The organism is Dorea longicatena (assembly GCF_025150085.1).
GTDB lineage: Bacteria > Bacillota > Clostridia > Lachnospirales > Lachnospiraceae > Dorea_A > Dorea_A longicatena.
In genome coordinates, this window is the sequence record NZ_CP102280.1 from 2,107,026 (window position 1) to 2,130,612 (window position 23,587).

The window sequence follows — 23,587 nt, forward strand, 5'->3', positions numbered from 1 at the left end:
CCCATAGATATACAATCAGGGAAGCGGTTTATATCCCCTTCCCTTTCGTTAATTAATCGTTTCTTCGATTTCCAGTCAGAAGCAGTATACGCAGAAGCTGCAGAATTGCAGATGCTGCTCCGGCTACATAAGTAAGCGCTGCCGCTGTCAGCACCTTTCTGGTATCTCTGACTTCATCCTCATACAACATGCCTGTATTACCAAGGATCTTTAATGCTCTGTGCGACGCATCAAATTCCACCGGTAATGTCACAATCTGGAATAACACTGCAAGTGAAAATGCAAGGATTCCAAGATTGATGAACAGTGAAGAGGTCGTACTGCTGTTGAAGAAAAATCCAAGGATAATTAACGGCCACGCGATCGAACTTCCGAAATTCGCCACCGGCACCAGGCTGCTTCTTAACTTCAGCGGCACATATCCCGTCGCATGCTGTACTGCATGCCCGCATTCATGCGCTGCTACGCCAAGTGCTGCTACTGATGTAGAATTATACGTTGCATCCGAAAGTCTCAGCGTCTTTGTTCTTGGATCATAATGGTCAGTGAGATTGCCGGAAATATGCTCGATCCGCACATCATACAGTCCTTCCCTGTGAAGGATCTGCTCTGCAGCATCTCTTCCTGTCATACCGGAATGATTCCTTACTCTGGAATATCTGCTGAATGTGGAATTCATCTTCGCAGATGCAATCAGGCAGATCACGACACCAATCAGCACTAATATATACGTTGGATCAAAATACATTGGATAATACATAATTATCAGCCTCCTTGCTCTCTATGACCTGCATTATATATGAAAATTTCCCCAAATAGCAGGTTTTCATACATTTTTAACAATTCTTAATCATTTGTGAAGAAAGTTCACATCCTGTTTCGATCTGATAACCTCGTAAGAAAGCGTCCGCTTCCATTCTCTTCTTTCCAGGGATCTGAAGTACCAGTACTTTCAGAAGTCCGTCTCCTGTCTGTACAGAAAATCCGTCTTTTTCCACTTTCACGATTGTTCCCGGGGTTGCATCGGTATTCTCATCCAGAACTTTTGCTTCCCAGATTTTCATGACTTTACCATTCCAGTCTGTGTAAGCACTCGGCCATGGATTCAGACCCCGGATCAGACATTCGATTGCCTTCGCAGACTTGCTCCAATCGATATCTCCGAGCTTTTTGTCCAGCATTTTCGCATATGCTGTCGGGCTTTCTCCCTGTGTTTCCCACGTTGCAGTCTTATCTTCCAGTGCCTTTAATGTCTCAACACAGAGCTTTGCACCTGCTTTAGCAAGCTTGTCATGAAGGCTTCCGCCTGTCTCATCTTCTGCCAGTGGCACTTCTGTCTTCATGATCATATCTCCCGTATCCAGGCCTTCATTCATCTGCATCGTCGTTACACCGGACACTTTATCCCCGTTGATAACTGCCCACTGAATCGGAGCCGCACCACGGTAACTTGGCAATAAGGACGCATGTACATTGATGCATCCGTATGGTGTCATCTCAAGAATTTCTTTTGGAAGGATCTGTCCGAATGCGATAACGACCATGATATCTGCATTATATTTGCGAAGTTCTTCTACGGCCTGCGCTTCTCTGATCTTCACCGGCTGAAAGACTGGGATTCCATGTGCCAGTGCTGCTTCTTTGACCGGTGTATACTGCATCTTGCCGCCACGTCCCTTCGGCTTATCCGGCTGTGTGACTGCAAGTACGACTTCATGTCCGGCTTCGATCAGTGCTTCCAGTGTTCCGACCGAAAAGTCCGGTGTTCCCATGAATATTACTTTCATGCTATTCTTCCTCCTCATAGTTCACGTCATGTACTTCACCCTCTACCAGTCTGGTATATAACTTACCATCCAGATGGTCGATCTCATGACAGAATGCTCTTGCAAGGAGACCTTCTCCTTCCAGGATCACTTCTTCCATATCTTCATTCAATGCTTTTACTTTCGCATAATTCGGTCTTGTCACGATTCCTGCTTTTCCAGGAAGGCTTAAGCATCCTTCTTCGCCTGTCTGTTCTCCGGATGTCTCCAGGATCACCGGATTGATCAGGACGATCGGTCCTTCTCCGATATCAATGACTACGATACGCTTCAGGATCCCAACCTGTGGTGCCGCAAGCCCTACGCCCATTGCTTCATACATGGTATCTAACATGTCGTTGATCAGTACTTTTGTGCGAAGCGTCATCTTCGTTACTTCTTTACATTCTTTATTCAGAACTTCATCCCCAAATTCTCTGATTGTTCTAAGTGCCATCTCTTTTGTCTCCTTTATCTTTTAAAAAATATTCATCGGATTAAAGTCAAACTGTATCCTCATGTTCGCAAATCCTCTGTTGATCTCGATATAGCGTTCCATATGGTTCTTGATCCGCACAAGCACCTGATATTCCTCACTTTTCAGATATATGACTTTCCGGTAAACGTCATTGACTTTTCCAACCGACGGACTTGCCGGTCCGATTACCTGCACTTCTCCGTCTGCGCTTACCCGGATTGCATATTTCTTCAGATATTCTGCTGCCGTTGTAAGCTTATTTTCATCAGATCCGGTCATCAGGACTGCCATCAGCTGTGATGCCGGCGGATATCCCATCAGATCCCGGTAATTCATCTCTTTTTCATAGAAGCCTTCGTAATCCTGTCTCGCTGCCATCCGGATACTGTAATGATCCGGACTGTAAGTCTGTATTATTACCTCCCCCGGACGTCTGCCTCGTCCCGCACGGCCCGCCGCCTGTGTCAGGAGTTGGAATGTACGTTCTCCGGAACGGTAATCATCCGAATACAGCGACATATCTGCCGCCAGAACACCGACCAGCGTCACATTTGGAAAATCATGTCCTTTTACGATCATCTGTGTCCCGATCATGATATCTGCTTCTTCATCTGCGAATTTCGCCAGGATTTTCTCATGTCCGCCTTTGTTCTTCGTGGTATCCATGTCCATCCGAAGAACCCTTGCCTGTGGGAATTCCCGCTTCACCAGATCTTCAATCTGCTGTGTTCCCGCCCGGAAACCTCCGATATACGGAGACCCGCACACCGGACAATTCTTAACAGTCTGTGTCTCATACCCACAGTAATGACAGACCATTTTTCCGCCCCGGTGTACCGACAGTGATACATCACAGTGAGGACATTTTACTACATATCCACAGGCTCTGCAAGAAACAAAGCCTGCGTATCCTCTCCGGTTCAGGAATAACATTATCTGTTCCTTCTTCTCCAGCCGGTCCTGCATCAGTACTTTTAACCGGTCACTTAAGATAGAACGGTTCCCATGCTTTAATTCTTCCCGCATATCTGCCACATATACTTCCGGGAGTGCCTGCTTCCCGGTGCGGTTCCTAAGCCTCAGCATCTGATATCTGCCACACTCACACGCATAAAATGCTTCCAGAGACGGAGTTGCCGAACCAAGTACTACACTTGCGCCCTCCATCCGTGCTCTTTCGATTGCCGTCTCTCTTGCATGAAATCTCGGTACCTGTTCACTCTTATAAGTCGGTTCATGCTCTTCGTCAATGACGATCAGTCCCAGTCGTTCGAACGGTGTGAACAGAGCCGATCTCGGACCAATCATGATATCGACTTCACCTTTTTTCACACGTTCCATCTGATCATAACGCTCTCCCTGTGACATCCTGGAATTCAGGATAGACACCCGTCCGCCAAATCTTGTGTAGAACCGCATCACAGTCTGATAGGTCAGTGCTATCTCCGGAATCAGTACGATTGCCTGTCTGCCCTCACTTAGAACTTTATCGATCATTTCCATATATACTTCTGTCTTGCCGCTTCCTGTCACCCCGTATAACAGATAAGTCTTACGGATTCCCTGCTCATAATCCTTCGAAAATGTCCGGATTGCCGCCTGCTGTTCTTCTGTATAAATGATTTCTTTTTGTTCTTTCTGCTGATAAATCACAGGGTTACGGTATACTTGTTCCGATTCCAGTGCCAGAACCTTCTGCTCTTCCAGTGCCCTTACCACACTTCTCGTCAGATTCAGCTTATGGATCAGAAAATCATAATCCTGTTCCGGCTGATCCAGAAGTGCCGCCAGAAGTCTGGCTCTTGCTTTCTGATTCTTGTGCAGATACAGTTCCAGCTTTTCTTTTCCCTCTGCTTCCGGCAAAAGAAGCCGTACCTTCTGCTTTTCCTTTGCTTTTTCTTTCTTCTTGATCGGAAGTACCGTCTTCAGTGCCTGGATCATCGTTCCCCCGTAAGATTCCTTCATCCAGGCCGCCAGTGCAACAAGTTTACTTTCAATCGCCACACTTTCTTCGGCAATTTTTAAGACCTCTTTCATCTTCTCCGGTGCATACTCCGCACGTTCGGAGAATCCGGTTACATAGCCTTTGATTTCTTTATTTCCCATGCCGAACGGAACTACAACTTCCATTCCAACCTTAAGCATCCCCTCCAGATGAGAGGGGATGCGGTATTGAAAGACTTTATCTAATTTTTCATGCGTAATATCAACGATAATATCAGCGTACATTTATTTCTTTAATTCCTCTAATACTTCCTTGATCAGAACACGTTCGTCCATATCGTGTTTCACACCCTTGATTTCCTGATATGTCTCATGTCCCTTTCCTGCCAGAATGATGACATCTCCAGGCTGGCCGTGTTCGATCGCATACTTGATTGCTTCTTTTCTGTCACAGATCGTGATGTATTTTCCATCTGTCTTCTTCATTCCTACTACAATGTCATCGATGATCGCCTGTGGTTCTTCAAATCTCGGGTTATCAGATGTGATGATCGTAAAGTCGGATAATTTACCGGATACTTCACCCATCTCGTAACGTCTGGTCTTAGATCTGTTACCGCCGCAACCGAATACGGTCACGATTCTTTCCGGATGATAATCTCTTAATGTATCCAGAAGACTTTCGAGTGCCATGGCATTGTGTGCATAGTCGATCATCAATGTAAAGTCATCAGATACTTTGATCATCTCGATACGGCCTTTGACTCTTGCAACCTTCAGCGCCTTCTTAATATCTTCTACCGGCACACCGAAATGTCTGCATACGGCAATTGCTGTCAGTGAGTTATATACACTGAAGTCTCCGGGAATGTCGATCTCTACATCAAAGTCCATAAGTCCCGCTACATGATACTGTACTCCAAGGTATCCAGGTCTTGAGATGTGCTTTACATCCGTTGCACGAATATCTGCTTTTTCAGAAAATCCAAATGTTTCCACTTTGCATGTTGCGTCTTTGAATATATCTTCGAACCATTTATCATCTACATTACCGATTCCGATCTTACACTGCTTGAATAACAGACTCTTACAATATTTATATTCATTGAAATCTTTGTGCTCATTCGGTCCGATATGATCTTCTCCAAGGTTCGTAAAGATTCCGATCTCAAATGGAATTCCTGCGGTACGATCCAGTTTCAGCCCCTGTGAAGAAACTTCCATAACTACACATTCGCAGCCTTCTTCTACCATCTCTGAAAAATATTTCTGAATGGTATAAGATTCCGGCGTTGTATTATTTGCCGGGATACTCTTATCTCCGATGATTGCCTCAATCGTACCGATCAGTCCGACTTTGATGCCGACTTCTTCCAGAATGGATTTCACCATATAGGTTGTCGTTGTCTTTCCTTTTGTTCCTGTGATACCGATGACTTTCAGCTTCTCTGCCGGATATCCGAAATATGCTGCCGAAGTTAATGCCAGTGCGTAACGGGTATTCTCTACCTTAATGACTGTCAATCCTTCCGGTGCTTCTACATCTTTTTCTACGATCACAGCCGCTGCTCCTTTTTCCGCAACCTGCTGTACATAAGCATGTCCGTCGGAAACCGCTCCGCTGATGCATACGAACACACTTCCTTCTGTCACTTTACGGGAATCGTTGATCAGTTCTGTGACTTCAATCTGGTCGTCTCCCTGTACTACTTCATATTCTAAACGTTCCAGTAACTGGGTTAATTTCATCTGATTGCCTCCTATTTTCCTACAATATCATAAGTATACCATCATTTTTCCATGCAGCAAAGGAAAAATTATGTTATAGTAATAGTTAGAATATTTTGAAAAAATAAGAAAAGGGGAATGTAACTTATGAAAGCTTATGAAAGATTACTGAAATATGTCGTTGTCCGTACACCAAGTGACGAAAACAGCGAAACTGTACCATCTTCTGTATGCCAGTTCGATCTTGCAAGACTTCTGGAAGCGGAAATGAAAGATCTTGGACTGACGGATGTTGTTCTGGATGACCAGTGTTATCTGTATGGCAAGCTTCCGGCTACCGCAGGTCTGGAGGACAAACCGGCGATTGGATTCATCGCACATATGGACACTGTATCTGATTACTGTGACCATGATATCAAACCAATCGCTACTGAAAATTATGACGGTGGCGAGCTTAAGCTTGGAACAAGTGATACTGTATTAAGTCCTAAGAACTTCCCACATCTGGAAAGTCTTAAGGGACGTACACTGATCACCTCCGATGGAACAACGGTTCTCGGTGCAGACGACAAAGCCGGAATTGCTGAGATCTTAACTATGATCGAACGTGTACAGGAAGAAAAGATTCCTCACGGACCTCTGTGCGTTGCATTTACACCGGATGAAGAGATCGGTACCGGTGCTTCTCACTTCAACGTAGAACAGTTTGGTGCAGACTATGGATACACACTGGACGGTGATACCGAAGGTGAGATCCAGTACGAGAACTTCAATGCTTGTAAGGCTGATTTTGTGATCAAAGGATTCAACGTGCATCCTGGCTCTTCCAAAGATACCATGATCAATGCAAGTCTTGTAGCTATGGAAATCAACAACGCACTTCCATCTATGGAAACACCTCGCGGAACAGAAGACTATGAAGGATTTTATCATCTGGTAAGTATGTCCGGAGAAGTTGCGGAAGCTGAACTTCATTATATCGTAAGAGACCATGACAAAGATCTCTTTGAAGCGAAGAAAAAAACTTTAAAATTAATCGAGAAAGACATGAATGAAAAATGGGGCGAAGGTACTGTAACACTTACCATTTCTGAACAGTACCGTAACATGGCTGAGATTATCTCCACCTGTATGCATCTGATTGACAATGCGAAAAAAGCATGTGAAAATGCAGATGTGACACCACTTGTACTTCCGATCCGCGGCGGTACAGACGGCTGTCAGTTAAGCTTCAAGGGCCTGCCTTGCCCGAATCTCGGAACAGGCGGACATGCTTATCACGGACCTTATGAACATATTACTGTAGAGGGTATGGATAAGAGTGTGGATGTGGTTACAGAGCTTGTAAAATTATATGCAGAATAAATATTCTCTTTTCAATGTAAGAAGACCAGCCGGTAATTGGCTGGTCTTCTTATTTTTATATTTGTTTTAAAAAGTCCATGGGCCGTTTCCGGAGCCTTTTACTGGATAGAAGATTTTTTCAAAAATCTTTTCCAAGGAACCGCTTATTCCACGTTAAAACGCGCACCGGTAACTGCATATGGAAGCAACATCCGGAATATCGGTCTCCTTATCAGATCACTGATTTCGATATTATTCAGTAAGCGGTTCAGTATTAAAAAAATCCGTTTCGGCAAACAAGTTCTGGTATCTGAAGGATATTACAAATAGAAAAAGTGTATGGTCTTTCACATTTGACCATACACTTCTTTATTTTACAGTTCAATATCCGGAATTTCTTCCTTGAATCCCTCTCCCACAACTTCATTGGATTCTACGATGATTGTAAATGCTTTCGGGTCGATGGTATGCACCATCTTTTTAATAGTATACATTTGCTTATTATTACATGCACACATTACGACGTCTTTGTTTTTCTTAGAGTAGCTTCCCATTCCTTTCAGAATTGTGGAACCTCTTCCTGAGTAGGCATCTATCTGTTCTGCGATCTCGGCACCTTTATCGGTTACGATCAGGGTCATCTTTCCTTCGTCAATACCATACATGATTCTGTCCATTACCATTGCCATCAGATAAGTAACGATGACACCGTAGATCAGGCCGTCCACATCCTTGAATACCAGTACTGTTCCAAGGATGATCGTACAGATATCAAGAACAAATGTAATGATTCCAAGTGTAATGTGTGGTTTTACTTTCTTGATCGCTACGCTGATGAAGTCCTGTCCGCCTGTTGAAGAACCTCTCATGAAGATCATAGCGTATCCGATTCCACATAACACACCCATGCACAGAGCGGCCAGCAGTCTGCTGCCGTTATAGACTGGGAACAGTGGTGCTACGTAATCCATCAATAATGACGAAATGATCATCGATTTCATAGATTTTAAGAAAAATTCTTTTCCTAAAAATTTATAACAGAAGATTGCAACAGGTACGTTCAGAATAATGGTTCCGGCACCGACCGGCAATCCGAATATGTGATACAGAATGATCGCGATACCGGAAAATCCGGCTACCGGGAAATCTGCATTCAGCGCAAAGTTATAGATACCAACTGCGATGATCATACCTGCTACGATATCCACAAGGATATCAATGAATAATTCTTTCCAATTTACATTTTTCATTTCCATTCCTCCTAGATTTATTTTTACATTTTCCGCGGACATACATCTCACGACTAACGTCGTTCGATGATTGTCCGCTTTCTTCATTTATGGACAAACAAAGAAAGCAGCCACAAATTATATGTAAATATAATTCGCAACTGCTCTTATATTCATAACTATAGCAAATTTCATTATGGTTGTCAAGGATTTTTCCTTTACCATCCCTTTTTTACAATCCCATCCCCATATTTTCCTTCTAATTTCTTCAACGCCTCTTTCAGATTTTTCTTTTTCTTCCTCGTCTCTTCGGATTCGAACTTCATATCGAACAGACTCAACTGCTCCGGTTCGCTTTCTTCCGATAACTTGGACGTCCGGATTCCAAGAAGTCTGATAGGTTCCCCGCTCCACAATTCGCGGAACAGTTCGATAGATGCCTGATAAATATCCTGATCCTGGTTCGTCTGTCTCTCCATCTGCTTCTGATGAGACATCTGATTAAAAGTGTGGTACTTAATTTCTACGCTCACCATTCCGGCTTTTTGTCCGGCTTTTCTCAACCGTCGTCCCACACTTACAGCCAGATCTTTCAATACCGGCAATGCCTCTGCTTCTGTTATCAGATCTTTGGGAAGTGTCGTGGAATTGCCGACTCCTTTTGCCTCTGCACGGACACTTTCCACTTCCGAATCATCCAGCCCGTTGGCAAATTCCCATAGCTTTCTTCCATGGCTTTTCAAATGCAGTTCCAAAATTGCCGGATCCGTATTCGCCAGATCTCCGATCGTATAGATTTCAAGCTTCTTCATCGTCTCTACACTGGAACGGCCTGCCATGAATAATTCTCCGATCGGCAGCGGCCACATTTTCGCCGGGACTTCTTCTGGGAATAAGGTATGCACTTTATTTGGTTTTTCAAAGTCAGATGCCATCTTTGCCAGGACTTTTCTGGAAGATATCCCCACATTCACCGTGAATCCGAACCTTTTATACACCTCATCTTTGATTTCAGACGCACCTTCCACCGGAGATGTGAACCGGTCCGCAATCTCCGTAAAATCCATATAACATTCATCCACACTGACCTGTTCTATATGTGTCGTGTAAGTACGTAAAAATTCCATCAGCTTTCTGCTATATTCACGGTACATCTGATGATCCGGCAGATAGGTCTTAAGATTCGGACACTTACGAAAGGCATTCGCAACAGGTTCCCCCGTACGAATGCCATATTTTTTTGCCGAAATGGATTTTGCCAGTACGATACCGTGGCGGGACTTCTGGTCTCCGCCAATGATCGCAGGTATCGTCCGGATATCCACCCCGGCTCCGTTTTTCAATTGTTCTACTGCTGTCCAGCTAAGATAAGCTGAATTGACATCTATGTGAAATATTATTCGCACACGCTCTGACTCCTTGCCACAAGCTTACCGTCTTCTACGTCTATGATGATCGTATCCTGTGCTCCAACGTCACCTTGCAGCATCAGTTTTGCTGCCAGTGTATCGACATGTTTCTGGAGGAATCTCTTCAGTGGTCTTGCACCATAGTTCGGATCGTATCCTCCGTCTACGACATATTTCTTCGCATCTTCGGTCAGGAAGATTGAAATCTCACGATCAGCCAGACGTTTGTTGACATCAGCTACTAATAAGTCAATAATGTCATAAATATTGTCTTTCGTCAATGGTTTGAACATGATCGTCTCATCCAGACGGTTCAGGAACTCTGGTCTGAAGTGTGCTCTTAAGTCTTCCATTACCGCATTCTGGCTTTCCTGGCTGATGTTGCCATTTTCGTCCATACCATCCAGCAGATACTGAGATCCAATATTGGATGTCATGATCAGGATCGTATTCTTAAAGTCCACGGTACGTCCCTGTGAATCGGTGATACGTCCGTCATCTAATACCTGTAACAAGATATTGAATACATCCGGATGTGCCTTTTCTACCTCATCAAACAGTACAACCGAATAAGGTCTTCTTCTGACTGCCTCGGTAAGCTGACCGCCTTCATCGTATCCAACATATCCCGGAGGCGCTCCGATCAGACGTGACACAGAATATTTCTCCATATACTCACTCATATCGATACGTACCATGTTGTTCTCATCGTCGAACAGATTCTCTGCCAGTGCTTTGGCAAGCTCTGTCTTACCTACACCGGTAGGTCCAAGGAACAGGAACGAACCGATTGGTTTGGTCGGGTCTTTGATTCCTGCTTTGGAACGGATGATGGCTTCTGTTACCAGTTCTACCGCTTCATCCTGTCCAATGACTCTCTTATGCAGTTCATCACCTAAATGTAAAGTCTTGCTTCGTTCGCTTTCATTTAACTTGGCAACCGGAATTCCTGTCCAGCGGGATACGATTCTTCCGATCTCTTCGTCATTAACACTTTCGTGTACGAGAGACAGATCTTCGTCTTTTACCTTTGCTTCTTCCTCTTCTAACTGTTTCTGAAGCTGTGGCAGTTTGCCATACTGAAGTTCTGCTGCCTTCTCCAGATCATAGGAATGCTGTGCTCTTTCGATGTCTTTATTGACCTGCTCAATCTCTTCACGTAGTTTCTGTACACGTTCGACACCGACTTTTTCATTGTCCCACTGTGCTTTCTTACCGGCAAATTCATCTCTAAGCTCTGCCAGTTCCTGCTGTAAGTGTTCCAGACGTTCTTTACTTAACCGGTCATCTTCTTTCTTAAGAGCCGTCTCTTCAATCTCCATCTGCATGATCTTACGGTTCAGCTCATCCATCTCTGCCGGCATAGAATCCAGTTCTGTCTTAACCAATGCACACGCCTCATCTACAAGGTCGATAGCCTTATCCGGAAGAAAACGGTCGGAAATGTAACGGTCAGATAATGTTGCGGCTGCTACCAGGGCACCATCTGTGATCTTCACACCATGGAATACTTCATAACGTTCTTTCAATCCACGAAGGATAGAAATGGTATCTTCAACGGTGGGTTCTTCTACCATAACCGGCTGGAAACGTCTCTCAAGTGCGGCATCCTTTTCAATATACTGACGGTATTCATCCAGTGTCGTTGCACCGATACAGTGGAGTTCACCTCTTGCCAGCATAGGTTTTAACATATTGCCGGCATCCATGGCTCCGTCTGTCTTACCTGCTCCGACAATGGTGTGTAACTCATCGATGAACAGAATGATCCTTCCGTCACTGTTCTTGACTTCTTCGAGTACTGCTTTCAGACGTTCCTCGAATTCACCACGATATTTGGCACCTGCTACCAGAGCACCCATATCCAAGGAGAAGATTGTCTTCTCTTTCAGTCCTTCCGGTACATCACCGCGTACAATACGCTGTGCAAGACCTTCTACAACTGCTGTCTTACCTACACCAGGTTCACCAATCAGGACCGGGTTGTTCTTCGTCTTACGGGAAAGGATTCTGACCACATTACGGATCTCGGAATCACGTCCGATAACCGGATCCATCTTCTGTTCTCTTGCTCTTTCTACCAGATCGGTACCATATTTATTCAATGTATCATAGGTATCTTCCGGGTTATCGCTGGTCACTCTCTGATTACCTCTGACGGTTGATAATGCCTGTAAAAATCCTTCTCTCGAAATTCCCACTTCACGGAAAAGTGCCTTCATATCTTTACTTGCATATTTCATCATTGCCAGGAAAAGATGTTCTACAGATACATATTCATCTCCCATAGCTTTTGCTTCGTCTTCACCGTGTACCAGTGCATTGTTCAGATCCTGTCCGACATACTGCTGTCCGCCCTGGACTTTCGGACGTTTCTGAATGGCTTCTTCTACTCTGTTAATGATGAGGTTCTTATCAAGCCCCATCTTTTCCATCAGTTTCGCGATCAGGCTATCATCCTGTGTCAGCAACGCATAGAGCAGATGCTCCTGTGCAATCTCTTGGTTGCCATAGTCCATTGCAATACGTTCACAGTTCTGAACAGCCTGCAGTGATTTCTGTGTAAATTTATTTATATTCATATAGACAACCTCCTTTTCACTCTTGTTCTATTTGCAATATAACATTACATCGTTTTGTTAGCACTGTCAACCCCCGAGTGCTAATTTTGTTGTATTTTTTTGCCACAGAAGGATTGCTCCCACCGTGGCAACGTTTCTTACCTTATTTAATTATCCCTCAATGGAAATATAATTTTTCTTTTCTTCCACTGGTTTTGCTTCCTCTTTCGGAACACTGAAGGAGAGGATTCCGTTCTCGTATTTCGGATGTACATCCTCTACGGTTACGTATTTTCCTACATAGAAACTTCTGCTCATGCTGCCTGCATAACGCTCTTTTCTGATGTAGTTACCTTTCTTGTCTTCCTCATCTTTGTCCAGTCCTTTGGCTGCGCTGATGGTAAGCACTCCATCATTCAGCTCCATCTGAATTTCATCTTTCTTAAATCCCGGAAGATCCATATCTACTTCATAACCTTTCTCGGTTTCTTTTACATCTGTCTTCATTAAATTCTTTGCATGTTTTCCATACAGTTCTTTGTCTACATCCGGAAATGCAGGTAATCTGAAATCGTTCATAAAATCATCAAATAAGTTTTCTCCCAAAATACTAGGCATCATCATAAGTCATTTCTCCTTCCAAATGTTTAAAATGTATTGTTAGCATCATCGGATAATTCCTGGATGTTGTTTGCTGGAACTTCTGGAGTTTCGATTCGGAATCATATCTTTGATTCTTTATCTCTCTTCATTTGTTCTATTTGTACTATAACACACTTTGTTAGCACTGTCTAGAGGTGAGTGCTAATTTTTTGTTTTTTTTTTGCAACACTTGTTTTTACAGGGTTTGCAACACTTTTCAATGTTATACTCCAAAATGTAAGATTTACGCTCGCAAATACTGCATCTATAAAATAATAATTTTTCTGTTGAGAAATTTAATATCTAAAAAACTATGGAATCAGAAATAATCATGTTCAAAAAATGTTACTCCAACTAGTAAATTTTACAGATACACAACTCCGTGGTATCTGGAACTGTCTACAAACTACCTACAATGAATTCCTCAGCAAATCCTATCGAAAAAAAGGAAAAAAGCCTACCATTATCCGTAGAATACTCCACAGATAATAATAGGCTTGACTCACTCATTAACAGTTACCTGCATTACCGTTACAGCCATGCTTATCTTCACCACAATGATGTTCTCCGCAGGAATGCTCGTGTTCATGATGGGTGCAATGCACTTCCGGATTATAGTTCAGGTTTCCGGCTATATAATTTTCTGTCTACAAAATTTCCTTTTCTTTTTGACATTATATTGCCGATAACAAGCTTAAGCTGCTTTTTGCCGTCACTCAGCCATTTATCAACTCTATTCTTATTCGTAAGGTCAAATACCGGTGTCCATGTATCCAGCATAATCACACTATAGTAGGCATCAAAGTTCTGCCCATTATGAGCCATAATCTTCTTCGCCATACTGCCAGCCTCACCTGTCGTTGTTCCATAGCTGGCAAGGAAAAATGTATATCCACAATTTTCAATTCTGAGCTTTCCCAGATATTCTGCAACAATCCGTGGAAGACGCCAGAAATAAGTCGGTACCACCATTCCAAATATTTTTTCATTGGAGAAACAATACTTATCCTCACAGATGCAGTCTACGATAGACATACATTTTTCATCTGTTTTCTCCGCAATCTGTTCTGCAATATATTTCCCGTTTCCTGTTGCACTGAAATACAAAATCATTTTCTGTGAGCCTCCCTTTCGACACTGCTAAGCAAAAAGCAAACCGCCTGTAATGCTTCCTCTTTGCTTAATTGCTCCTTCGCCAAAAAACATTTTTCCATATCCATGTCTTTCATAATTGCAATCCAGCAATAATCCATCAGATCATAAATGTCATCAAAATAATCATAAAATGTTGACCTTGGATATGTCCTTTAACCGTGCAGGATCATGCATTAATCGAAAAAGCCCAAAAGACTATACATTCAAATTATGACGAAAAAGATCAAAATCATACTGTAGGATCCGCCATACTATGTGAAAGTGGGAACATCTATGTCGGTGTTAATGACAGGAAACCAGGAAAAATCAAAGCAAAATATCTGCTGCCTTTTGCTTATAATACGGAAAATTAGAAGCAATTATACGATATTAATACGTTTTCCCACCAATACCGCCGCAACCGGCATCACCACTACACAGGCGATCGCACCAAATATCATTGATACACAATTCTGGAACAATATTTTCGAATTTAATAATGTTTCCAGTGTATAATCCTGCATCTTCAGATAAGAAAATAATAATAGTGATTCTCCAAGATACGCAAATAACAATGTATTCACCGTTGTCCCGATTACTTCTCTTCCGATCTGCATTCCACTTTCTACAAGTTCTGTCAGTTTCATCTCCGGTTTGTGAATACTGACCTCGTAAACGGAAGTGGTAACCGTAAGTGCCATATCTAACACAGCACCTAACGTGCTGAGTATGATCACAGCTGTCGCAACATTTCTCATATTAATATCCAGATTCATATTGTAATATAATACATCATCTTCCGCAGCCTGTATTTCATTCAGTCCTCCTGCCTCACTTCTCCACACCACCATATAGATAAAGAAGAACAAGACCGCCATTGTAATCAATACGGCTGTAAATGCACTCTTCGTCTTTTCATTGGTACCATTTTGATAAAATAATGTGACACATGAAATGATGATTCCTACTCCGACCGTAACCAGAAGTACCGGTGCTCCCGCTGCCATCAGCCAGATAGCCAGGCTAAGCAGCAGCATATTTCCAACCAGTGATATCAATGATATCACACCTCTGTCCCCGCCAATAATCATGATCAAAAATAACAGGATGAATCCCAGTATCATCAACATATCTTCTTCACCTTTCTTATCGTTAATTTCATTATCACAGATGTGATCAGGATAGATACTGGTATTGCCAGTACAATTCCAATACTCTCTATGAAGAATCTGCATAATTCACACGGAATATGTAATTTGATGATCGTCATAAACCGGACACTGTTATTCATCCTGATCACACACATCGGAATCAGGCCACAGCCAAACACGAATAACAATACATTGATCATCGTTCCCATAATATCATATCCAATCTCTCTTCCGGACCGGAATAACTCCCGGAATGTAACTTCTGGCCGCTTCGTAACAATTTCACTCAAAGCTGCCGCAATTGCCACTGCAACATCCATGATTGCTCCAAGTCCGGATAACAGGATCTCCGCATGAAAAATCTCATCCGGATTATCAATGCTTCCCAAATATTCCATCGTAGAATAATCCAGTTCTGCGGTATGACTGATCACTACCTCAAATATTCCCATGATCATTGCCAGTATACATAGTGTTGACAATAAGGCCGCCCATGTTTTCCTGTGAAGTCCATTTAATCCGATCAATGTAGCAATTGCAAAGAAGAGTACCATTTTATTACAGATTGCTACAACATCCGCATCATCACCGCTTTTTAAAAATCCTACTGAAAATATCACAATATTGATTCCAACCGTTATAATCGTGAGCACGCCTTTCTTTCCTGCGATTGTCATCAGTGCAAATATTAAAAGTCCAAGCAAAACAACAAGTTCTGTATCTCTTTTTACGCTCTGTATACTGGATCCCACATTACTTTCAGACCCGTTCAGCAATACTTTATCCCCTTTGTGATATTTCTGTTTTAACATTCCTGTATAGGTATATTCGTTAGAAAAATCAACGATTTTCCCCTTATTCGTTCCATTTAATATCACACCCCGGATTTTTTGCTTATATTTGATTTCCTGTGTTCCGCGGGTGCTTTTATTCTCTCCTGCTATGCTTGTCTCTACTTTTGTAAGTTTTGCAATTGGTGTCTGATACAGCCATGCATCATTCATGACAAATATAACTGCAATCAGATATATCAGACCAAATACTCCATATAATTTTGCTCTTTTGCTTTTCTTTACATATTCCGTTATCTTCGTTGCAACCTGTTTCATTCTTATCATCTTTTCATTTTTTATTTTACCTGCATCTCTGAATTCACAAGGTGACAGTATAATGTATCGTCTCCAGGTTCCTTATACGTTTTAAATGTTCCCTTTACCTCTATCTCTGTCTCATCTTTGGGATATTCATCCGAATATACATGTAACACATCTCCCTAGACAAACTCCAGTCCCTGTGAACAGCAGGCCAGTGCATCTTTTATAATGCTATAATGATAGTATGTTCCAGTTTTTTCGTTTTGTCCAGTATAATATAAGCCATCGATGCAAAGTGTCTTTCCAATATATTTATCTGGTTCTACCATCAGCTGATAAAAAGCAGCATAGACCATATCTTTATTCATATTTGTAAGGTCATAATCAACATCACTGCCTGGTGTCTGTTGCCCTCCCTGTCCCTTCGATTCCTGGCTTTTCTCTTCCTGCTGTTTTTTCGTTTCTTTACGTTTTGTATTCTGAGTTTCTTTTTTTCTGTCTTTTCCTTTACGATTTTATCCACGGAAGAGCCTGTAGTAATCTTCTTGCTTTCTTTTTTTACACATCCAGCTATATTTATCATACAAAAGAGCATACAAACGCCAAGAATAATCCATTTTTTTCTTCTCATATCATCTTCTCCCCATCATCCGTCCTGCTACACAACTGATAAAGAATGCTGCCATATCTGCAGCCACGATAGTCGAGCCAACCGGTGTTCCGGCAAGTATGGATAACAAAATTCCTATAACCGCACAGATAACGGACAATATCACCGAGCACAAAGTTACACAAAAAAAGTCTTAAACACACGCACAGACAGGACAGTCTTCTCCTGTGCATTTATGATTTTCTTCTTTGACAATATAGAAAAGAGAAGCCAATGTCACGAATATAAAGATGATGCTAAACCATGCTGCAAGATGTTTTCTTTTTTCCGTAGTCATATCCTTCTCCTTTCTCATTAACGTTCTTATTTTGGTTTAAGTGTTTTTTCTACACTCATTACAGATTCCATAGAAGACAGTACGTTTGGGATCTAATTGAAAATCATGATGTTCTGTCATGTGTCTGCTCAGGCATTCAATCTCATCACATTGAATATGAATCAGTTTTCCACATTTTTCACACTTGCAATGATAGCAGCTCTCATAATCAGATGTCTCACTCTCTCCTATGTACTCAAAGCAGGCACTGTTTGTACCTTCTACCACATATTTCTCAACCAAACCATCTTTTACCATCTTTTCCAGCTGCCGGTATATTGTTGTCGTTCCGACTGCAATTTCACGGTCTTTGAAGTATTCTCTGATTTCCTGTACAGTAACATGCTGTCCCTGCACGGATTGCAGAAAAGTATGTTACTCAGTCATCTGTTTTATCTTATATCTGGCTTTTGCCATTTTGACCTCTCCTTTTCAATTTGGAAATCATTTTTAAATTATCTTCATTAGCCCCGGATACTTTTCTGTCCCCACAGATCTATCTGCACTCCATAATAACCGCTTCACATCTGCCATATCCAAGCTGTGAACTGTTCAGACACAACGTGTAATTGCTGGCCTTTCCCCACTTCTGCCCGGTATAAAAGTTATAATTTGTCATGCGCCTTTTATCTGTATCTGCTATCAGCTTTACAGCCTCCTGCTCACTGACATGATATAACCTGCTGATACGCTGTATCTTTTCCGGCATATCTCCATGAATAAACACATTCAGCACATCATCCCTGTCTTTCAGTATAAAATCTGCATTTCTTCCTATAATAACGCAAGATTCCTTATCCGCAAGTTCCAGAATCACCTTCCTCTGTGCTTCATATACCATATCTTCCAAAGATTTTCCCGTGATATCCCGTCCGGCAAATGCATAGGCAAACAGTCCTTTCTTTGGCGATAATTCGGCACTTTCCTGAATATAATCCGGTGACAGTCCTGATTCTTCCGCTATCTGATTGATGATATTTTTATCGTAATAAGCAATTCCCAGCTTCTTTGCCACTTCCTCGCCGATGAAACGTCCGCCGCTTCCAAATTCTCTGCTGATCGTAATGATTCGTTTTACCATTCCTGTTTCCTCCTTACTTTAAAACCTTGTTTTTTCTGATTCTCTTTAAGAATACATATCCCACCAGACATGCAATCACTTCCGTGATCGGGAATGCCCACCAGATTAATGCAACTCCCATCTGACCATTTCTGGCAAATATAGAAAAAATTCCAGCCAGTGGTAAGATAATTACAAGCTGTCTCAGAAGTGAGATAACCAGTGATTCCATACCACTGTTCACTGCCTGATAGATTCCCTGATAAGCAACATTAATTCCTGCAAACAAGAAACTTAAAGAAATGACTCTCATTGCACTGATAAAATATGCTCTCGACTGTCCGGCATTAAACAGCGTCGCAAATGCCCCTGGGAAAATCTCTGTGATTGCAATACCCAGAATCATCAATGCAACCGTATAGATCAGACCATATTTGATTCCATCCTGGATTCTCTTCTTGCTTCTCATTCCATAAGCAAATGCAATGATCGGTGTGATTGCATCTCTGAGTCCAAATGCGAGGAACAGCACAAACTGTTGAACCTTATAGAATAATCCATAAGCTGTCTGTGCAGATGGATTGAATTTCAGAATCAGATTCATTACATATACCATAATAGACATCAATGCCTGTGCAATGATGGCCGGAAGGCCAATCGCATAGATTTCTTTTATAATGCCTGCATCCGGCTTCATGTATTTCACATCATGCTCAAATTCTTTATTCAGCTTTATCTGGAAAACAAGCAGTAAAACTGCAGATGCTATCTGACCAATTACTGTCGCATAAGCTGCACCTTTTACTCCCATTTCCGGAACCGGACCGATACCATAGATCATAATTGGATCAAGAATGATATTTACAACAGCTCCGACTACCTGTCCGATTGTGGAATAAAGAGATCGTCCTGTCGCCTGGAGTAATTTTTCAAATAGTGAAAAGAAAATGATTCCAAAAGAAATCACACAGCATATCCTCAGATAACTGACTCCCATTTCAAGTACTTCTGCATCTGTGGTCTGAGATGAAATATAAGCTTTCGCTCCAAAAATTCCAAATAACAGACATACCACATAAATAATCACACCAAGGAACAGACTGTTTCCTGCTACCTTTGCTGCTTTCTTACTGTTTCCCTGTCCCAGTGTTCTTGCAAGAAGTGCATTAGTTCCTACACCGGTTCCGATTCCCACTGCAACCATCAGCATCTGCACCGGAAATACTAAAGTCAGTGCATTTAGTGCCGCTTCACTGCCCGTTTTCATATTTCCCACAAACGCACTGTCTACAATGTTATAAACCGCCTGTAATGCCATAGATAAAATCATGGGGATTCCCATCTGGATCATCAGCTTATTTACCGGCATGTCTTTCATCTTGTTACTTTCTTCCATTTTGTTTTCATTCCTCCCTTTTCTGCACAAAAAATGCAGCTCTGTCGTATAAGTTGGACTTACGCTGACAGGCTACACACTTTTTCATGACAAATATTATGTTTTAACAAATAAAAAACGAGCAGCAGGTAAACTGGATTTACGCTTACTCGCTACTCGTTTGTGACTATTATATTTCCTGTTTTTCCAAAAGTCAAATAAATTTTTTCTGGTATTTTCCCCGAAAAATTATTGTAAAACCTTTGAACTCACATCCGTCTCAAACATCGGAAGATAACGAAGTTGATACGATTTATTTTCCATGTATCACGCTCCTTACATTCTTAAATACACTTTCATGAGAAAGTCTTTCCTCAGTTGCTGCCGCCTGCCTGTCTGCTTCATCAAGTTTCATTTCTACATTGTTAGTAAGACTTGCATACTCTTCTAAACTTAAAACTACCATAGAACCATAACCATTCTTCGTTAAATACACAGGATTCCCACTATTTACAATTGTCTCAATTTCAGGAAATTTGTTTCTTAAATCAGAAACTGGTCGAATTTGAATCATTTCTTCCTTTCATTTTTATTATCTATATTTTATCATAATCACAATAATATTTTTATTTTTTACTTATTTTCTTCTCCTGCTTTCCAAGATAAATATAAAATCCAACATTCAGCACAATTCCCACCATCGTCGATACCGGCGCCGCAAGACCAATCTTCGTAAGGCTCGCATCCGGTTGGATACTCATGACATATGCAAATGGAAGACGTACCAGCAAGGTCTGGATCAATCCCTGTGTCATTACCCAGACCGTCTTATTATTACCATTGAAGTATCCGACCATACTGAACAGGATCGCTGTCACGATTGTCTCCAGTGCAAATCCTTTCAGATATGCATAGCCTTTCTGGATAACGGCTGCATCTGTCGTAAAGAATCCTGCGAGCATATCGCCTTTTAACATCACCAGTAAGAATACCATGCATCCCACAACCAGGCCGACACCGATTCCGGTGAACATGGATTTCTTCGCACGTTTCGTCTTTCCTGCTCCGATGTTCTGGGATACGAAAGATGCCATCGACTGCATCAGCGCACTTGGTACCAGCATCGCAAAGTTGACGATCTTGCATGCAACACCGTAACCTGAAGAAGCTTCCAGACCAAGCCGGTTTACGAATGCACAAAGTGCCAGGAAGGACATCTGTGTCAAAAACTCCTGCAGTGCAAGCGGCAGCCCAATCTTCAGAAATTTCTTACACTGGCTGTTCAGGCTGAAATCTTTTCTGGTAATCTTAAATGGAAGTTTCTTTTTGATCAGAAGGATTACGGCAAATACTACGCTGAGTGCCTGTGCTGTAACCGTTGCGATCGCCGCACCTGCTGCATCCATGTGAAGTCCTGCCACCAGTACCAGATCTCCGATCACGTTCACGATACATGCAACAAATACAAATAGTAACGGAGATTTACTATCTCCCAATCCACGGAAAATTGCGGATAAAAGGTTGTATGCGACGATAAAGAAGATACCGCCTCCGCAGATACGCACATATACTGATGTCAGATCAACTGCTTCTTTTGGAGCCTGCATCAGTACTGAGATCGGATGTGCAAATCCTACCATAACGATAAATAAGCAGGCTGCAATCATAGTAAATACAACTGCCGAGCCGCCAATAACCGAACCTATCTGATCCGGTCTCTTTTCGCCCAGATACCTTGCTATCAAAACCGTGATTCCCATCGCAAACTGAATCACTACGAAAGTGACAAGATTCAATACCTGGCTTCCTGTGGACACTGCCGAAAGTCCTGATGTCGAACCAAATCTTCCGACCACCAGAAGATCCACTGCTCCATATGCCGCCTGAAGAATCAGTGCTCCCAGCACCGGCATCATAAATGCAATCAGTTTCTTAAGAATGCTTCCCTGTGTAAAATCTGCCTTATCGTTCATCGTAGTGTTTCCTCCTTTCACACATGATCTGATAGAATTTTTCGATCGTCTGTATCATGCATTCTGCATCTTCGTCCGGTATTTCTTCCATATATGGAAGCAGGCTGTCAAAATATTGTTCGTCATATTTCTGTGACAATTCTGAGCCTTTTTTCGTAACAGTAATGTATGTGACACGTCCATCCTCTTCGGAAGCAATCTTCTGAAGATATCCTTTTTCTTCCATTTCTTTGACCGTTCTTGTAACACCCGGTCTTGGAAGCTCCATTGCATCGCTGAGATCCGATACTTTTACCTGTATGCCCTTTCTTTCCAATGACTGAATCACATCCAGATACTGAATAAAGGATGCTCTGACACCTTCCGGCAGCGGCGGGAGCATATCCCGGGTCCGTTTTGCCTGATAGCATGCGTCGAACATCCTTTTTATGATTTCACTTGTCATATTTTGTCCTCCTTATATAATCATCATACAATTATTGCTTACCATTCTCTTGATATTGCAATGCATTCATAAAATTCTGTTAATAAACAGTAATCCAAATAATTACCTCTGTTAATTACCATTGATAATTATATGCAGATTTCAAAATTTGTCAAGAACTTATTTCATTGTTACACATTTGCATGGCGATTAAAGGCGGGGAAAATAACTTTTCCCCGCCTCTATGCATTTATATCAGTATTATCCTACATGGCGTTCAAATCTCTGGAATCCAAGAATCTTCTCAATCCGTTCCATCGCATCATCCGGAATCTCCAGATCAACAGCTTTGAGGTTATTCTCAAGCTGCGACGGCTTGCTTGCCCCTGCGATCACGCAGCTGATCTCCGGGTGTTTCAGAATCCATGCCAGTGACAGGATTGCTACATTTGTTCCCAGATCATCTGCCACTTTGGAAAGTTCATCCACAATTGCAAGATTTTCATCCGTCAGCAGATTATTGATCTGTTTGTCTGCCTGATGTGTTGCACGGGATCCTTCCGGATATGGCTGTCCTTTTTTATATTTACCGGTCAGAAGTCCCTGCGACAACGGTGAAAATGAAGTGATACCGATTCCGTATTTTCTGCAAGTTCCCATGATCTCATGCTCAATATAGCGGTCTACCATATTGTACTGTGGCTGGATCACTGTGATTGGATATAAACCACGCTTATCAATGATCTTCTGTGCTTCTTCAATTCTTGCACTTCCCCATTCTTCACTTACACCGTAATACAGCACCTTTCCCTGAGCAACCAGATCACTCATCGCACGAAGTGTCTCTTCCAGATCTGTGTTCTCATCATAGCGATGGCAATAATACAGATCCAGATAATCTAAGTTCATATTTTTCAGAGACTGCTCACAGTTTTCCATAATGTGCTTTCTGGAAAGTCCTCTATCATTCACGCCATCTCCTGTCGGGAAATAGACCTTGCTTGAGATCACCAGATCTTTTCTCGGGAATTCTTTTAACACTTCTCCGAAGAACCTTTCAGCTGCTCCTCCTGAATATGCATCTGCACAGTCGAAGAAATTAATTCCATTCTCATAGGCAAGTTTTACAACTTCTTTTGCCACATCTTCCTCGGAACTTTCTTTCAGATCTGTCATCCAGCTTCCAAGTGCAATCTCACTGACTTTGATTCCTGCTTTTCCTACGTTACGATATTTCATGTGTATATCCT

General features: G+C 42.1%; 23 protein-coding genes. 1 reads left to right on the forward strand and 22 read right to left on the reverse strand.

What is annotated here, in order from left to right; all coding sequences use genetic code 11:
• Window positions 1-52 precede the first annotated feature (52 nt).
• The 5 genes from NQ508_RS10045 to NQ508_RS10065 form a co-directional block, all read right to left on the reverse strand.
• Complete coding sequence (locus NQ508_RS10045; RefSeq protein WP_022415854.1) at window positions 53-760, reverse strand: zinc metallopeptidase; 708 nt, start codon at window positions 758-760, stop codon at window positions 53-55.
• Window positions 761-836: 76 nt separating this feature from the next.
• Window positions 837-1,787: a methionyl-tRNA formyltransferase gene (gene fmt / locus NQ508_RS10050; protein ID WP_022415853.1), complete on the reverse strand. Its 951-nt coding sequence runs from the start codon at window positions 1,785-1,787 to the stop codon at window positions 837-839.
• Between the two features lies 1 nt (window position 1,788).
• Window positions 1,789-2,262, reverse strand: coding sequence for a peptide deformylase (gene def / locus NQ508_RS10055; protein ID WP_006427771.1), 474 nt, complete (start codon window positions 2,260-2,262; stop codon window positions 1,789-1,791).
• Between the two features lie 21 nt (window positions 2,263-2,283).
• Window positions 2,284-4,512 (reverse strand): replication restart helicase PriA, encoded by a 2,229-nt coding sequence (gene priA / locus NQ508_RS10060; protein WP_006427770.1) that lies wholly within the window; start codon window positions 4,510-4,512, stop codon window positions 2,284-2,286.
• A complete protein-coding gene (locus NQ508_RS10065; protein WP_006427769.1) occupies window positions 4,513-5,976 on the reverse strand; it encodes a UDP-N-acetylmuramoyl-L-alanyl-D-glutamate--2,6-diaminopimelate ligase in 1,464 nt (487 codons plus the stop codon).
• 126 nt (window positions 5,977-6,102) lie between these two features.
• On the opposite strand from NQ508_RS10065, the gene pepT reads away from it, so the two are divergent.
• Window positions 6,103-7,320 carry a peptidase T gene (pepT, locus tag NQ508_RS10070; protein WP_006427768.1) on the forward strand — a complete coding sequence of 406 codons (1,218 nt, stop codon included), beginning with the start codon at window positions 6,103-6,105 and terminating at the stop codon, window positions 7,318-7,320.
• A 353-nt stretch (window positions 7,321-7,673) separates the two neighbouring features.
• Here pepT and NQ508_RS10075 read toward each other — a convergent pair whose 3' ends face one another.
• The 17 genes from NQ508_RS10075 to NQ508_RS10155 all read right to left on the reverse strand — a co-directional run bounded on the left by NQ508_RS10075 (window position 7,674) and on the right by NQ508_RS10155 (window position 23,576).
• Entirely contained in the window at window positions 7,674-8,549 is an 876-nt protein-coding gene (locus NQ508_RS10075; RefSeq protein WP_022415851.1) for a YitT family protein, read from the reverse strand.
• Between the two features lie 197 nt (window positions 8,550-8,746).
• On the reverse strand, window positions 8,747-9,934 hold the full coding sequence (locus NQ508_RS10080) for a Y-family DNA polymerase (RefSeq protein ID WP_044920119.1): 1,188 nt from the start codon (window positions 9,932-9,934) through the stop codon (window positions 8,747-8,749).
• Entirely contained in the window at window positions 9,925-12,519 is a 2,595-nt protein-coding gene (gene clpB, locus NQ508_RS10085) for an ATP-dependent chaperone ClpB (protein WP_006427765.1), read from the reverse strand. Before clpB ends, NQ508_RS10080 begins: the two co-directional genes overlap by 10 nt.
• 150 nt (window positions 12,520-12,669) lie before the next feature.
• Window positions 12,670-13,122, reverse strand: a complete 453-nt coding sequence (locus NQ508_RS10090) for an Hsp20/alpha crystallin family protein (RefSeq protein WP_006427764.1) — start codon at window positions 13,120-13,122, stop codon at window positions 12,670-12,672.
• A gap of 630 nt (window positions 13,123-13,752) precedes the next feature.
• Window positions 13,753-14,253, reverse strand: coding sequence for an EFR1 family ferrodoxin (locus tag NQ508_RS10095; protein WP_006427763.1), 501 nt, complete (start codon window positions 14,251-14,253; stop codon window positions 13,753-13,755).
• A 401-nt stretch (window positions 14,254-14,654) separates the two neighbouring features.
• Complete coding sequence (locus tag NQ508_RS10100; RefSeq protein ID WP_006427760.1) at window positions 14,655-15,404, reverse strand: YibE/F family protein; 750 nt, start codon at window positions 15,402-15,404, stop codon at window positions 14,655-14,657.
• Window positions 15,398-16,543: a YibE/F family protein gene (locus NQ508_RS10105; RefSeq protein WP_006427759.1), complete on the reverse strand. Its 1,146-nt coding sequence runs from the start codon at window positions 16,541-16,543 to the stop codon at window positions 15,398-15,400. The genes NQ508_RS10100 and NQ508_RS10105 overlap by 7 nt, the downstream gene beginning before the upstream one ends.
• 11 nt (window positions 16,544-16,554) lie before the next feature.
• Window positions 16,555-16,692, reverse strand: a complete 138-nt coding sequence (locus NQ508_RS10110; RefSeq protein ID WP_006427758.1) for a hypothetical protein — start codon at window positions 16,690-16,692, stop codon at window positions 16,555-16,557.
• 6 nt (window positions 16,693-16,698) lie between these two features.
• Window positions 16,699-16,887, reverse strand: coding sequence for a hypothetical protein (locus NQ508_RS10115; RefSeq protein WP_006427757.1), 189 nt, complete (start codon window positions 16,885-16,887; stop codon window positions 16,699-16,701).
• Complete coding sequence (locus tag NQ508_RS10120; RefSeq protein ID WP_006427756.1) at window positions 16,884-17,150, reverse strand: hypothetical protein; 267 nt, start codon at window positions 17,148-17,150, stop codon at window positions 16,884-16,886. The genes NQ508_RS10115 and NQ508_RS10120 overlap by 4 nt, the downstream gene beginning before the upstream one ends.
• 352 nt (window positions 17,151-17,502) lie before the next feature.
• Window positions 17,503-17,862 (reverse strand): Fur family transcriptional regulator, encoded by a 360-nt coding sequence (locus NQ508_RS10125; RefSeq protein ID WP_006427754.1) that lies wholly within the window; start codon window positions 17,860-17,862, stop codon window positions 17,503-17,505.
• A 139-nt stretch (window positions 17,863-18,001) separates the two neighbouring features.
• Entirely contained in the window at window positions 18,002-18,586 is a 585-nt protein-coding gene (locus tag NQ508_RS10130; protein ID WP_006427753.1) for a cytidylate kinase-like family protein, read from the reverse strand.
• A gap of 13 nt (window positions 18,587-18,599) precedes the next feature.
• Window positions 18,600-19,961: an MATE family efflux transporter gene (locus tag NQ508_RS10135; RefSeq protein ID WP_006427752.1), complete on the reverse strand. Its 1,362-nt coding sequence runs from the start codon at window positions 19,959-19,961 to the stop codon at window positions 18,600-18,602.
• A gap of 292 nt (window positions 19,962-20,253) precedes the next feature.
• A complete protein-coding gene (locus NQ508_RS10140; RefSeq protein WP_006427751.1) occupies window positions 20,254-20,514 on the reverse strand; it encodes a type II toxin-antitoxin system Phd/YefM family antitoxin in 261 nt (86 codons plus the stop codon).
• A gap of 52 nt (window positions 20,515-20,566) precedes the next feature.
• Window positions 20,567-21,913, reverse strand: coding sequence for an MATE family efflux transporter (locus NQ508_RS10145; RefSeq protein ID WP_006427750.1), 1,347 nt, complete (start codon window positions 21,911-21,913; stop codon window positions 20,567-20,569).
• Window positions 21,903-22,358, reverse strand: coding sequence for a MarR family winged helix-turn-helix transcriptional regulator (locus tag NQ508_RS10150; protein ID WP_006427749.1), 456 nt, complete (start codon window positions 22,356-22,358; stop codon window positions 21,903-21,905). The genes NQ508_RS10145 and NQ508_RS10150 overlap by 11 nt, the downstream gene beginning before the upstream one ends.
• A 240-nt stretch (window positions 22,359-22,598) precedes the next feature.
• Window positions 22,599-23,576, reverse strand: coding sequence for an aldo/keto reductase family protein (locus tag NQ508_RS10155; RefSeq protein ID WP_006427748.1), 978 nt, complete (start codon window positions 23,574-23,576; stop codon window positions 22,599-22,601).
• Between the last annotated feature and the right edge of the window lie 11 nt (window positions 23,577-23,587).

Bases quoted from the DNA above. Each gene is read 5' to 3' on its own strand.
- NQ508_RS10150 (WP_006427749.1), bottom strand. From the start codon at position 22,358: ATGACAAGTGAAATCATAAAAAGGATGTTCGACGCATGCTATCAGGCA.
- NQ508_RS10045 (WP_022415854.1), bottom strand. From the start codon at position 760: ATGTATTATCCAATGTATTTTGATCCAACGTATATATTAGTGCTGATT.
- NQ508_RS10100 (WP_006427760.1), bottom strand. From the start codon at position 15,404: ATGTTGATGATACTGGGATTCATCCTGTTATTTTTGATCATGATTATT.
- NQ508_RS10090 (WP_006427764.1), bottom strand. From the start codon at position 13,122: ATGATGATGCCTAGTATTTTGGGAGAAAACTTATTTGATGATTTTATG.
- clpB (WP_006427765.1), bottom strand. From the start codon at position 12,519: ATGAATATAAATAAATTTACACAGAAATCACTGCAGGCTGTTCAGAAC.
- NQ508_RS10115 (WP_006427757.1), bottom strand. From the start codon at position 16,887: ATGAATAAAGATATGGTCTATGCTGCTTTTTATCAGCTGATGGTAGAA.
- NQ508_RS10155 (WP_006427748.1), bottom strand. From the start codon at position 23,576: ATGAAATATCGTAACGTAGGAAAAGCAGGAATCAAAGTCAGTGAGATT.
- NQ508_RS10075 (WP_022415851.1), bottom strand. From the start codon at position 8,549: ATGAAAAATGTAAATTGGAAAGAATTATTCATTGATATCCTTGTGGAT.
- pepT (WP_006427768.1), top strand. From the start codon at position 6,103: ATGAAAGCTTATGAAAGATTACTGAAATATGTCGTTGTCCGTACACCA.
- NQ508_RS10135 (WP_006427752.1), bottom strand. From the start codon at position 19,961: ATGGAAGAAAGTAACAAGATGAAAGACATGCCGGTAAATAAGCTGATG.
- NQ508_RS10145 (WP_006427750.1), bottom strand. From the start codon at position 21,913: ATGAACGATAAGGCAGATTTTACACAGGGAAGCATTCTTAAGAAACTG.
- NQ508_RS10140 (WP_006427751.1), bottom strand. From the start codon at position 20,514: ATGATTCAAATTCGACCAGTTTCTGATTTAAGAAACAAATTTCCTGAA.
- NQ508_RS10130 (WP_006427753.1), bottom strand. From the start codon at position 18,586: ATGGTAAAACGAATCATTACGATCAGCAGAGAATTTGGAAGCGGCGGA.
- NQ508_RS10105 (WP_006427759.1), bottom strand. From the start codon at position 16,543: ATGATAAGAATGAAACAGGTTGCAACGAAGATAACGGAATATGTAAAG.
- fmt (WP_022415853.1), bottom strand. From the start codon at position 1,787: ATGAAAGTAATATTCATGGGAACACCGGACTTTTCGGTCGGAACACTG.
- NQ508_RS10065 (WP_006427769.1), bottom strand. From the start codon at position 5,976: ATGAAATTAACCCAGTTACTGGAACGTTTAGAATATGAAGTAGTACAG.
- NQ508_RS10095 (WP_006427763.1), bottom strand. From the start codon at position 14,253: ATGATTTTGTATTTCAGTGCAACAGGAAACGGGAAATATATTGCAGAA.
- NQ508_RS10120 (WP_006427756.1), bottom strand. From the start codon at position 17,150: ATGAGAAGAAAAAAATGGATTATTCTTGGCGTTTGTATGCTCTTTTGT.
- priA (WP_006427770.1), bottom strand. From the start codon at position 4,512: ATGTACGCTGATATTATCGTTGATATTACGCATGAAAAATTAGATAAA.
- def (WP_006427771.1), bottom strand. From the start codon at position 2,262: ATGGCACTTAGAACAATCAGAGAATTTGGGGATGAAGTTCTGAATAAA.